Below are 12,321 nucleotides of genomic sequence, written 5' to 3' on the forward strand. Positions count from 1 at the left end.
TACGTTCTCGCAAGATCAAACACACTATTCCTGAACGATCCGACCAGATCGCTCGACGTAGGGCCAAAGGACCCGACGGTGGGCGACCGCCCACGTTCGACCCCGCGCGCTACGCATTGCGCAACACCGTCGAACGAGGCTTCAACCGACTCAAGCAGTGGCGCGGCATCGCCACCCGCTACGACAAGTACGCCCTGACCTACCTCGGCGGCGTTCTGCTGGCCTGCGCCGTCATCCATGCCCGCGTCGGCACCCCACAATCGGGAGACACGCCCTAGCCTCTCGACGATGATCTTGAACCTTCCGACCGGACGAAGACACACGTCTAAGGCGCTGGAGGTCCTGACCAAAGGCGGTACGGCCGTGTCAGCCGCCGTGCGATCCGCTCTCATCGATGCCGCACGACGGAAAGCCGGCGCAGCCATTCGCGCCGACGCGGAAAGGCTCGCCAACGACGAGTCCGATCGCACTGAAGCCATGCAGGTGCTGCGCGACATGGAGACGCTGCGTGCGTGGTGAGGTCTTTCGCTTACATGCCCCGCGGGGGAGTCACGGCCACGAGCAGCCCGGTACCCGATACGCCCTAGCGATCCTTGGTCGCTAGGACTGGCGTCGCGAATGAGGACGCAGGGGCGCACGCAGGCTGAGCTGGTCCGCACAGCGCCGGCGCCCGCATGCTCACTGACTGGGAAAATGACAAACTTCACCGATGTCGTGATAGCTGTCGCCGCCGCGATCGCGACGCAGGCGACAGGCTCACTCGTGGCGAAGATCGAGGGCTGACCACCGTGATCACCGTCCGGATGCACACCCATAGCCCGACTCGGGGTTACGTCACCCGGTGGCGAGACCAAGCACCGTCGCAAGCACCGGTGTAGCATATGTGCTACATTCAGGGTATGGAGACTGTCGGACTACGCGAATTGCGCCAAGACGCCTCAGATCTTGTGCGCCGCGTCCAGGCGGGAGCAGAAATCGCCATCACCGTGGCGGGTAGGCCTGCCGCCCGGCTGGTTCCCGCCGCACCGCGGACCTGGCGGAAGTGGCCCGAGGTGGCTGAGCTGTTCGCTGGGTCCGCCGATACCGCCTGGACTACGGATCGCGATGAGGTCGTTCACGAGGTACAGGACCCGTGGGGGAGTCGGTGAGGGCGCTACTGGACACCAGCGTAGTCATTGCCTCCGACCTCGATCCCTTGGCCGGTGAGTTGGCGATCAGCAGCATCACGCTGGCCGAGATGCATTTCGGTGTCTTGGTGGCCAAGGACGGGGGCGTACGCGCCGAGCGGCTGCGACGCCTGCTGATATTGCAGCGCACCTTCGATGCGTTGCCGATCGATGATGCAGTGGCGGCCAGTTATGGCCGGGTGGCCGCCGCCGTAGTCGAGGCCGGTCGTCGGCCAAGGGCGCGATCGATGGACCTGCTCATCGCCGCAACTGCGCACGCACACTCGGCCCGGCTCTACACCCGCAATGTCGACGACTTTCGTGGCCTCGACGGTCTCGTCGACGTCGTCGAGGTATAGCTGCACCGCCACTCGACTGGTATTCGGACTCCAATCCACACCCCGCCAGCCCTATTGCGATAGCCGCCACAAATAGACCGAACAGAGAACATCCGGACATCCTGAATCACCAGGTGAGGACGGTATCGCTTTTTGGTAACCCGCCATATTCGATTCCTGCATATTCCCACCCGTAGCCGATCAACTCGGTGTACCACTTTAATATTGGGTGGTACACTTGCGGCGTGCCGACAACTCGTCCCCGATATCAGGTAACAGAGACACCGGCCGTTGCCCGCGCCTTGGATAGGGCGGCGAAACGATGGCCCGGAGAGCCTCGATCACGCCTGCTCGTACGACTTGTCGAAGCGGGCGGCGACATGCTCGCGAATGACGACTCCGCCGACAAACAAGATCATCGATCTGCGGTACTGGCCAGCGCGGGCCGTTACGCCGAGGCATTCGGACCTGACTATCTCGCCGAGCTGAGAGCGGACTGGCCGGCGTGATTGCAGTGGATGCGAGTGTGCTCATCGCTCATTTCAATCCAGCCGATCCGCATCATCGAGCAGCCACCGAAGTTCTTCTGGCCGGCACGCCCGGGGAGATGCTCGTGCACATGATCACAATGGCGGAAGTGTTGGTCGGCGGCGTCCGGATAGGACAGGGCGCCTCGATGCGCGATGACATCCACGCCGCCGGAATGACGGTCGCGCCTCACGACAACGGGGAGCCATTACGACTTGCCGAACTGCGTGCCAGCAGTGGGCTGAAGTTGCCCGACTGTTGCGTTCTTGACGTCGCGATACGACACCAAGCAAGCCTGGCAACCTTCGACCACGCACTGGCCGCAGAAGCTGCAAAACGCGGCGTACCTGCTGCCCCCAATGCGTGAATGCGAAACCCGTTGGGCGGCAAGCCGATATGCAGTGGTTTAACTTGACATAATGTGGCTTATCGGCAATAAATGGTGACGCGTTGCCTTAGATCAAGAGACTCGCGCCCCTGACGATTGGGTGAATTTGTCAGCGGATCCAGCGCCGCCGCGACCCCCTGAACAGCGCGGAACACATTTGCCGAGGAGGGATGCTGCCGAATCCGTTGTGCGTCGGCAAAGATTGTCGTATAGCTCAACCCCCGCCGGCCGGCCACGGAGTCGGTGACCGATCAGCCCCCCTCCCTCTTTCCCACACCGCTAGCAATACGTCACTGTGACGGATTGCGCTGGGGCGCTTGGGCGTTCCGATCAATGCGTTGAATGCTCTTTGGGTGGCCGCCGACATGGCTGATGAGCTTCCCGGTAATCCCGGCGCTACCTTGAGGAAACCCCGCGGCGCTGACCGCCAGAACAATCACGACGAAGAATCACACGACGACGTCGTACACCACGCGCCCGGACTTGCCCCCGTCACCGGCCATCCGTCCGTGACCACCGTGCAATCCCTTCCGCGATCTTCAGTCACGCCTCGCCGCGATTAGCTGCAAAACCATCGTGACGCCGGGTGGCGATACTATGCGGTCGTACAGTCCTGATGTCCCGATGAGGAGGTTGATGCCATGCACCTCGATCTCACTGTCGACGAGCTGCTGTCGACCACTCGATCAGTCCGGCGGCGACTGGACTTCGACAAGCCAGTGCCCCGAGAGGTGTTGACGGAGTGCTTGCGGCTCGCGTTGCAGGCGCCCAGCGCCGCCGACGCCCAGGGGTGGCGGTGGGTGTTCATCGACGAACCACAGAAGAAGGCTGCGCTTGCCGACATCTACCGATCCAATCTCCGCAGCTATCAGTCTGTTTCAGCGCTGCACGCTGGTGAACCGTCCGCTCGGATGGCGGCGTCGGGTTCCTATCTCGTCGAACACCTACAAGATGCACCCGTGTTGCTGATCCCCTGCCTGCGCGGGCGCGTTGAGAATGGCCCGCCGGGGCTGAGTGCGACCCATTGGGCGTCGGTGATGCCGGCGGCGTGGAGCTTCTGTCTGGCGCTTCGCTCCAGGGGACTGGGCAGCTGCTGGACCACGCTGCACTTGTTCGGCAACGGCGAGAAGGCCGCCGCGGAGTTGCTCGGAGTTCCGTATGACGAATACAGCCAGGTGGGGCTGTTTCCCATTGCCTACACCAAAGGCACCGACTTCACACCCGCCCGCCGGTTGGCGCCCGAACAGGTGACGCACTGGAACGGGTGGTAGCGCGGCCTCCGAGGAGCCCTGGACACGGCACCCGAAAGCGACGCCTGCTGTTAGGGCCCGGGTACGAACCCGCGGGGCACGATCAGCGGCAGATCGCAGATCGCTTGATTGAAGCGTCGGCCCCTGAGCCCGTCGCTTCCTCGGCGATCGCCTGAGAACCAGATCTAGCTCGCCTGCTGCAGAATGCGGGCGCCGCCGTCAGCAGAACATCCCTCGGTAGCCACGCGCGGGATGACGTTCCGAGATATGTGGGTCGTTGGTATCAAATAGCTTCTCCCGCAGGGTGCCCGGTCGATACTCACGCTGCATGAGGCCCTGTTCCTGCAGCACTGGCACCACGTGATCGAAGAAATCTTCGTAGGTCTCGGGAAGCAAGGCGTTCATCAGCTGAACTCCGTCTACCCCCGCGGCCTGCAGCTCGACGAGTCGCTTGGCGATCCGTTCTGGCGAGCCCGCCACCGTTTGCATGCGGGGCAGCGACGTCAGGAAGTCGCGCACGGTGGGTTTGCGTCCGGCGGGCCAGCCGTTGATCAGCGCGCCGAATGCACCCCTGATGCCAGGAAGGTGCTCCACCAGGTCTTCGAGAGGCGTCTCCGGATCGTAGAGCCCGAGATCGAGCCCGCTCAGACTGGAGAAGTATGCGGTCTGCGCCTCAACGCTCCGATACTCCTCGAGGTCGGCCCACTTGCGCTTCGCCTCTTCGTCGGTCGAGCCGACGATCACCATCATGCCGAGGAGGAACTTGATGTCCTCGTCCCACCGTCCCCGCTCGTTCGCCTTGCTACGCACAGTCCTAACCTGTGCCGCAATCGATTCCGGCGTCGAGGCCGACAGGAACATCAGTTCGGCGTTGCCACCGGCGAAGTCCAGTCCTGCCGGCGAGCCGCCCGCTTGTGCCAGTACTGGAACGCGTTGCGGCGACGGCTGCATCAAGTTGAAGCCCTCTACGTCGTACCACTTGCCGACGTGATTGATGTCGTGAACCTTGCGCGGGTCCGCGTAGACACCCCGGTCAGGGTCATTGACGATGGCGTCGACGTCCCAGGAGCCCTCCCACAACTTGTACACCACCTCGGCGTACTCTTCGGCCCAGGCGTACCGCTCCTCGTGCGACGGGCTGCCTGGCAAGCCGAGGTTGCGGAAGGCCCGCTCGTTGGCCGAGGTGACGATGTTCCAGCCGATGCGTCCCTTGCTGAGAGCGTCGAGCGTGGATGCCATACGCGCAAAAACAAAGGGGTGGTGCTGAATCACGGAACTCGTGTATAGAAAACCTATGTCGTTGGTCTCTCGCGCCAGCGCAGGTATCAGCATCGTGCAGTCGCCGACCGGAACGTTCATCGCCTGTTCGAAGATGACGTCACGGGAGCCATTGAACTCCCCCTGAACACCCATGATGTCGGTGAAGAAGAATGCGTCGATCTTGGCCTGCTCAGCCTTCCGCGCAAGATCGACCCACATGTCGAACGAGTCGAACTCAAGGTTACGGGCACGCGGGTGGCGCCAGATACCGTGAAAGTTGTGGCCGATCGACATGTTGACCAGCAGAGTGAAGATCATCCGTTTGGGCACTGAACTACTTCCTGTTCGACGTTTGTGCTGACCTGAAATCCAGTATTCAGAGAGGGCTATGCCGATGCCGCCGCCAAGCACGGTGACGCCTCGTTCGCCCCTGCCCATCGGCTCCCCGGCGACTTCGCCAAGGACCGTGGCACCGCGCGGCGACATCACCCTTTGCGCCGAGCGAGCCCAACTCCCGAGCTGTTTCGCGCCGCAGTCCTCGGCTTGCGTCGCCGGTGACTACTACAGGTCGCGACGCCTGGGTGGCGCTGATCGCGCGGGTCTTCATGCCCGCGGGCTCACTGCAGGCCGCGTCTTAGGTCCGCGCATTCCACTGCGGCGAGCCGGTCGGCATCCTGGCTGTACATTTCTTGCTGCACATTCGTACAGTGTCGCACGCTCGCCTGACCGGGCCTCGTGAACTGGTCCACTAGATCTGCACCCGTGTTATTGGTGCACGTGATCTGCGGTCGCCTTGAATCGGCGAGAAAGGAAACGACACGCTCGATTTTCCCTCCAGGAGACCATGGCGCACGACCAGTGGCGGGCGGCGGCGCCACTACGGTCTGTAGTATCTCGGCGGGCGAAACCCGAACGTCTGATTTTTCAGAAGGTGCGAAGCCCCCGCCCAAACCGGGCGGTGAGTGCCAACAACATGGACGCGACAAGGCGGAATCGGCCCCGCGCGGAGATGCGGAGCGACTCGCACCTGATAAACACGCACCGGTACCAACAGGTCAATGTCGGCTCCGCCTTGCTGTACCGCGCCTAATGGCGATCGACGACGAGGAAGGCCTTGTCGTTTTCCCATTGATCCTTGATTTTTCACTTGGCCCGCTGGTCCGCAAAATAGAGTTTTCAGTCATTCGCCTTCGAGGCTCGCCCGACTTGCGACACTTCCTCACCTCCCAAACAGCGATGTCCGGACTGCAGCGGAAGCGTTCACAAACCGTCGGGTCGTCGGATTCGCGCATCGCCCCCCGCGCAACCCGGGTAATACGTCACTGTGACCAAATGGCCGGACGGAGAAAAACCTGGGTGAATCGACGACTTTGGGCTTGCCTGCTCACGTCGGTGACTACGCTCTCGAATCGAGGGAACGCGCCTGCATCGTCGCCGCCAAATGATTTCAGGGGGAACGTCTGACCAGAAGGATGCGAGTCGCCTGGTCTCTGTTCGTGGCGACCGTCATGACATTCACGGCATGGAACTTCCCGAGTCCTCACGCATCGGCGCAACCATGTCCGGACATCGGGGTGGCCTTCGCGCGGGGCACGTCGGAGCCACCGGGCGTCGGCATCATCGGACAGGCCTTCGTCGAATCATTGCGCACCCAGGCGTTTCCACGCACCGTCGGAGTGCACGGCGTGAACTATCCGGCGAGCAACGACTTCTTCGGCCCGGGCTTCACGCTGAACGTCGTCGACGGCAGCCGCGACGTCCTCGACCACATCCGCGGCGTGGTGTCCGTGTGCCCGCACACACAGATGATCATCGGCGGTTACTCGCAAGGCGCGATGGTCAGCGCATTCGCGACGTCGGACGTCCTGCCGGGCGATGTAGCGCCGGAATCGGCACCCATTCCGCTCCCGGCCGATGTCGCCGACCATGTCGCCGCGGTCGTGCTCTTCGGCAAGCCCACCGGCGTGTCACTGGCCAAGTACAAAGCGCCCGCGGTCGGCGCCAGCCCGATCTACGCCTCGAAGCTCCTCGAGCTGTGTGCACCCGGCGACTCGGTCTGCTCCACCGACCCCTCCGCGCCGGTCGATCTCGTCGCACACGGAGAATATGCGCAAAACGGGATGGTCGGCACCGGGGCCACCTTCGCTGTCAGCAGGTTACCTGTGCCGCCACCCCCTCCCGGTCCGCCGCTGTCGCTCCCCTGATCTCCCACCATCCCAACGTATTTCGTCACCGTGACGCATTGCCGCCTGGTGTGGGCTCGGCAATTCGGGTGATCCGGCGTCGCGTCAGTCGATCCGAGGATCTGGCGCACTTCGCCTGTGGCGGCTGAGGGTTTGAAGCTTCCGCTTCACAATCGCCCAACCGTCGCCCATCATCGATTCGACGAGGCAGATAGGCCGAACAGCTTCGGTTGTCGAACTACCGCCCACACTCCTCTGCGTCTCTGGGACGCATCCGAGCCGGGATGGGTTCGGCGGCGATGGTGGTGAACGGCACTGCGATCGGGAAATCCGTTTTCTCGGAATGGATTTCAGCGCGTCGGATGATGGTGGCCAGCGCGAGTGTCGCTTCCAGCATGGCGAAGTGGTCGCCGATACAGGAGCGAGGTCCCGCACCGAACGGCAGGTACTGCCAGCGGTCGCGTCCCGCGGATTTGGCCGGGCTGAACCGGTCGGGATCGAAGGTCAACGGATGCTCCCACAGGGCGAGATCGCGCTGCACGGCGTAGATGCCGAACGACAGGATCGTTCCGGCTGTGACGCGGTAGCCGTCGACTTCGATGTCTTTGAGTGCCAGCCGGCTGGTCGCCGCGGCGGGCGGGCACAACCGCAGCGCTTCGTGCAGTACCTGCACCGTGTAGCCCAATCGGGGCACGTCTTCGGAAGTGAGCTCCCGGCTACCGATTGCAGCGGCCTCTGCCGCAACGCGTTGTTGCAGGTCGGGGTGGCGCCCGAGCGCCCACATGGCGTATGCCAGGGCGGTGGCGGTGGTGTCGTGGCCAGCGAACATGAACACAATGAGTTCGTTGCAGATGTCGTCATCGCTGAGTCCTTGCCCGGTAGCGGGGTCGCGGGCGGCGATCAGCGCATGCACCAGGGGGGCGTCGCGGCCCGGATCGGCCCGGCAGGCCTGCAGCACCTCGTAGGCGAGACGGCGCAGGTCGGCGGTGGCAGCGCGGGCGCGCCGGCGGGCCGGGGTGGGCAGCCAGCGCGGTGCGCGCACCGGTCGTGTGCTTCGGTTGGCGACATATCTCAGCGCCACCCGCATCGGTGCGGCTATCTCCTCGGCGCGCTCGTCGAGATTCAAACCGAGCACCGACCGGCCCAGCGCCCGCAGCGTCAACCGTCGGCATTCGGCATCGAGATCCACCAGCGTCCCGTCCGTCCACGCACCGGCGACCGCTTCGGCGGCGTGGACCATGTGTCCGGCGAACTCCCGCACACGCTGCTTGGTGAAGACCGGTTGCAACACCCGCCGGCGCGGTATCCAACGGTCATTGGGCAGGTCAAACAAGTTGCATCCGAACAGATGACGCATCTGGTCGTGAACCACGGTCCGTTCGGCGGACCCGTCTGTGCGGCCCAGGATGTCTCGGCCCGCCTGCGGGGAGGATGCCACCACGACGTCGGGAAACAGTCCCCCCGTCACAAGCTTCAGCCACTTCGGGACGAGGTCGAGCCGAGTCACGGGTCCTCCAGCGTCGCGCAGGTCCTCGATGCCGGTGTGAAACACGCGGATCGCCCGTCGCTGCCGGGCAGGCGGCAATGGGTTGATCGGTGCCAGTGGCAACTGCGCGACGTCAACTGGCCGGGCTACCCGCGAAGAGTCAGGCTCTCGGCCCTCGGCAGTCCGGCGTTGCGGACGCTGCAGGCGGTCCTGCTGAGTGGTGATCATGGGCCTCTCCTCGGCTGTGCGTGATTCGACTATCCGTCGGTCGGCGGTCCAGACCATCGGTCGTAGCGCGTAGATCGGCACGGTGGGGGGTCGTATATCTGTGCGGCCCCGGCCGCGGTTTCCTGGTATCGGATGCGGCTGCTGACTACCATGGGGCTATTGGGGCAGATGCCGCTGAACTGGGGCGATCTAGTTGTGAGCGAGCTACCGACGGGAACCGTGACGTTGCTTTTGGCCGACGTCGAGGCGTCTACGCGGTTGTGGGAGAGCCAACCCGACGAGATGACTGCCGCGATAGCCCGGTTCAACCAGACGGTGGATGACACGATCGCCGCACACCGTGGTGTGCGGCCGGTGGAGCAGGGTGAGGGCGACAGTTTCGTGGCCGCCTTCTCCCGGGCCAGCGATGCGGTGGCCTGTGCGCTGGATCTGCAGTGCGCGCCGTTGGCGCCGATCCGGGTACGCATCGGCCTGCACACCGGCGAGGTGCAGCTGCGCGACGGCAGAAACTACGCCGGACCGACGATCAACCGCACCGCCCGGCTGCGGGATCTGGCCCATGGCGGGCAGACGGTGCTCTCGGGTGCCACTGAGTCGCTGGTTGCCGATCAACTGCCCGACGGGGCGTGGTTGATCGATCTAGGCAGTCACCGGTTGCGCGATCTACCGCGTCCCGAACGGGTCTTACAGCTGTGCCATCCCGATGTGCGCACTGAGTTCCCAAACCTGCGGGTCGCTGGTTCGGCTGCCGCGCAAAACCTTCCGGTCCGGTTGACCAGATTTGTGGGGCGTCAAGACGAGATTGCGCAATTGCGCGAGCTCGTCATTGAGAACCGGCTGGTCACCTTGACCGGCGCCGGGGGTGCTGGCAAGACACGGTTGGCGTTGGAGGTCGCGGCGCAGTTGGCAGACGAGCTCCCGGATGGGGTGTGCTACGTCGACCTCGCGCCCCTCACGAACCCGCTGTTGGTACCCGTGACCGTCGCGCGCGCGCTGGGGCTGCCCGATCAGCCGGGCCGCTCCACCGTGGACACCGTTTTGGGGTTCGTCGGGCAGAAGGCGATGCTGCTGGTGGTCGACAACTGTGAACACCTGCTCGACGAATGCGGGTGTCTGGTGGTGGACCTCCTACAGGCATGCCCGCGGGTAGGGGTGCTGGCCACCAGCCGTGAGTCACTCGGAGTGGCAGGTGAGCTGAGTTGGCGGGTGCCGTCGTTGTCGGTGGTCGATGAGGCGGTCGAGCTGTTCGCCGACCGGGCCCGCCATGTGCGGCCCGACTTCGATGTCGACGAGGACGACGCCGCGCTGGTGGCCGAGATCTGTCAGCGGCTTGACGGGATGCCGCTGGCGATCGAGTTGGCCGCGGCGCGGGTGCGGGCGTTGTCGGTGTCCCAGATCGCGGACGGTCTGCATGACCGGTTCCGGTTGTTGACCGGGGGTGCGCGGGGCGCGGTGCGCCGCCAGCAGACGCTGCGCGCCTCGATGGACTGGTCGCATGCGTTGTTGACCGAGCCGGAGCGGGCGGTGTTTCGGCGGCTGGCGGTGTTCGCGGGTGGGTTCGATCTCGATGCCGTCCACGCCGTCGGCGCGGCGAGCGACTCCGAGCGCTATCAACTGCTGGATCAACTCAGCCTGTTGGTCGACAAGTCGCTCGTACTCGCCGAGCAGGGCCCCGGCGGGCCGATGCGGTATCGGTTGTTGGAAACGGTGCGCCAGTTCGCGATGGAGAAACTCGGCGAATCCGGTGAGGCAGACGAGGTGCGATCTCGTCACCGGGACCACTACACGACCACGGCTCTGACGCTGGAATCGGACGTGCAGGCCGACCAGAAGTCCAAGGCGCTGCTGCATTGGGCCGATCTCGAGACGGACAATTTGCGGACCGCACTCACCTCGAGCCGGGAGACTGGCGACCACGAGAGCGCCCTGCGGCTGGTGTCCTTACTGCAGCCGTATTGGATAAGGCGCGGCCGATTCCGGGAGGGGCTGGCGGGCTTCGAGGCGGTGTTGACCGACCGGCCCCCGCCCGATGTCGCGCCGGATGTGTGGGTCCGCGCGGTCGCCGACCACAGCGTCTTCGCGGCGTCGACGGGCCTTCCGGCGAGCCGGGACCGGGCACGCGTGGCGTTGGCCACCGCCCGTGAGCTCGACGACCCGGCACTGATCACAAGAGCCCTCACAGCGTGCGGGTTGCTCGCCGTGAACAGCGCCGAGGTGGCCGGGCCCTACTTCGTCGAGGCGAGCGGCCTGGCCCGCACGATCGGCGATCGGCGAAGTCTGTGCCATCTCCTCTCCTATCAGGCGGCCATGCGTGTCTACGCCGGTGAACCGATCGGAGCGCGCGCTGCCGCCGCGGAAGGAGAAGGTCTCGCCGACGCGCTGGGCGACCGGGGCCCGTCCAGAATCTGCCGGTACTGGCTGGGCACAGCGCTGTGGATGCAGGGAGAACTCGCCCCCGCCGGAAGCGTTTTCGGATCCCTGGCCGAGGAGTCCGAAGCGACCCGGGACCTCGTCATGACGGTCTATGGGCACGTCGGCCACGGCTTGGTGCTCGCTCACCAGGGGCAGGTCGCTGCGGCGCACGCCGCTGCGGAATCCGTGCTGGAGGCCGCTGAGGCGCTGGGCGGGGTTTACTCATCGATGGTGTACTGGGTGATCGCCTATGCTGCGCTGGCCGGTGGCGACGCTGCTGCGGCGCGGCAGGCGTCGGAGGAGGCCCGCAGACGCAGCACTCCCCAGATCGAGGGTTTGATCGGAAGCATGAGTCCGATGGCTGAGGCTGCGCTGGCTGATGACGATGTGGCCGCCGCCCGCCGCTGGGCCGACGGCACCGCGGCGGTAGCGCCGGGGTGGTACCAGATGGTTCTCCTGTCCGTGCGAGCACAGGTCACGCTGGCGCAGGGTGAGCCCGACCAGGCCGTGCGCGACGCCCACGACGCGCTGGGGATCGCCGCCCGCACGGGAGGATATCTGCGGGTGCCTGACACGCTGGAATGCCTGGTGCGGCTGGCCGCCGACGGTGGTGGCCACCAATACGCTGCGCGCCTGCTCGGCGCCGCGCAGGCGATCCGGCAACGATCCGGGGAAGTTCGTTTCCCGATGTATCAGGCGGGCCACGGCGCCGCGGTCGCCGCGGTACGAGATACCTTGGGAAAGGAAGACTTCGACACTGCCTGGGCTGAGGGTGCCGCGCTGTCCACCGAGGATGCCATCGCCTATGCCCAACGCGGTCGCGGCGAACGCAAGCGCCCCGACAGCGGTTGGAAGTCGTTGACCCCTACCGAGCGTGATGTGGTGTGCCTGGTCAGCGATGGGTTGGCCAACAAGGACATCGCCGCGCGCTTGTTTGTCTCGCCGCGCACTGTGCAGACCCATCTGACCCATGTCTACGCCAAGCTCGGGCTGACCTCGCGGGTTCAACTCGCCCAGGAAGGGGCGCGTCACACCTGAGGTGGGTTCGTGACAACCATCGTCGGCCGGGCTGCGTAGATCAG

8 protein-coding genes and 2 pseudogenes are annotated in these 12,321 nt (G+C 64.9%); 8 read left to right on the top strand and 2 right to left on the bottom strand.

Features of this window, described 5'->3' with window-relative positions; all coding sequences use genetic code 11:
- The 6 genes and pseudogenes from JDV09_RS13520 to JDV09_RS13545 all read left to right on the top strand — a co-directional run.
- Window positions 1–278, top strand: a pseudogene (locus tag JDV09_RS13520) (IS5 family transposase); the annotation flags it as partial.
- 20 nt (window positions 279–298) lie between these two features.
- A pseudogene (locus JDV09_RS13525) lies at window positions 299–519 on the top strand (hypothetical protein); the annotation flags it as partial.
- A 380-nt stretch (window positions 520–899) separates the two neighbouring features.
- Window positions 900–1,148, top strand: a complete 249-nt coding sequence (locus JDV09_RS13530) for a type II toxin-antitoxin system Phd/YefM family antitoxin (protein ID WP_221369655.1) — start codon at window positions 900–902, stop codon at window positions 1,146–1,148.
- Window positions 1,133–1,525: a type II toxin-antitoxin system VapC family toxin gene (locus JDV09_RS13535; RefSeq protein ID WP_308124121.1), complete on the top strand. Its 393-nt coding sequence runs from the start codon at window positions 1,133–1,135 to the stop codon at window positions 1,523–1,525. The genes JDV09_RS13530 and JDV09_RS13535 overlap by 16 nt, the downstream gene beginning before the upstream one ends.
- A gap of 484 nt (window positions 1,526–2,009) precedes the next feature.
- Window positions 2,010–2,399, top strand: a complete 390-nt coding sequence (locus tag JDV09_RS13540; protein WP_308124122.1) for a type II toxin-antitoxin system VapC family toxin — start codon at window positions 2,010–2,012, stop codon at window positions 2,397–2,399.
- 662 nt (window positions 2,400–3,061) lie between these two features.
- Complete coding sequence (locus tag JDV09_RS13545) at window positions 3,062–3,691, top strand: nitroreductase family protein (RefSeq protein WP_221369656.1); 630 nt, start codon at window positions 3,062–3,064, stop codon at window positions 3,689–3,691.
- Window positions 3,692–3,889: 198 nt separating this feature from the next.
- On the opposite strand, the gene JDV09_RS13550 is transcribed toward JDV09_RS13545, so the two are convergent.
- Complete coding sequence (locus JDV09_RS13550) at window positions 3,890–5,416, bottom strand: LLM class flavin-dependent oxidoreductase (protein WP_255605322.1); 1,527 nt, start codon at window positions 5,414–5,416, stop codon at window positions 3,890–3,892.
- A gap of 1,022 nt (window positions 5,417–6,438) precedes the next feature.
- On the opposite strand from JDV09_RS13550, the gene JDV09_RS13555 reads away from it, so the two are divergent.
- Complete coding sequence (locus JDV09_RS13555) at window positions 6,439–7,134, top strand: cutinase family protein (protein ID WP_221369657.1); 696 nt, start codon at window positions 6,439–6,441, stop codon at window positions 7,132–7,134.
- A gap of 217 nt (window positions 7,135–7,351) precedes the next feature.
- Here JDV09_RS13555 and JDV09_RS13560 read toward each other — a convergent pair whose 3' ends face one another.
- On the bottom strand, window positions 7,352–8,620 hold the full coding sequence (locus JDV09_RS13560) for a cytochrome P450 (RefSeq protein ID WP_372452912.1): 1,269 nt from the start codon (window positions 8,618–8,620) through the stop codon (window positions 7,352–7,354).
- A 357-nt stretch (window positions 8,621–8,977) separates the two neighbouring features.
- On the opposite strand from JDV09_RS13560, the gene JDV09_RS13565 reads away from it, so the two are divergent.
- Complete coding sequence (locus JDV09_RS13565) at window positions 8,978–12,277, top strand: helix-turn-helix transcriptional regulator (protein ID WP_221369695.1); 3,300 nt, start codon at window positions 8,978–8,980, stop codon at window positions 12,275–12,277.
- Window positions 12,278–12,321: the final 44 nt, after the last annotated feature.

This window comes from Mycolicibacterium xanthum (assembly GCF_019710635.1).
Taxonomy (GTDB): Bacteria; Actinomycetota; Actinomycetes; order Mycobacteriales; family Mycobacteriaceae; genus Mycobacterium; species Mycobacterium xanthum.

Excerpts from the sequence above, each read along its gene's own strand:
- JDV09_RS13530 (WP_221369655.1), top strand. The coding sequence starts at position 900 with ATGGAGACTGTCGGACTACGCGAATTGCGCCAAGACGCCTCAGATCTT.
- JDV09_RS13545 (WP_221369656.1), top strand. The coding sequence starts at position 3,062 with ATGCACCTCGATCTCACTGTCGACGAGCTGCTGTCGACCACTCGATCA.
- JDV09_RS13550 (WP_255605322.1), bottom strand. The coding sequence starts at position 5,416 with ATGTCGCCGCGCGGTGCCACGGTCCTTGGCGAAGTCGCCGGGGAGCCG.
- JDV09_RS13555 (WP_221369657.1), top strand. The coding sequence starts at position 6,439 with ATGACATTCACGGCATGGAACTTCCCGAGTCCTCACGCATCGGCGCAA.
- JDV09_RS13565 (WP_221369695.1), top strand. The coding sequence starts at position 8,978 with ATGGGGCTATTGGGGCAGATGCCGCTGAACTGGGGCGATCTAGTTGTG.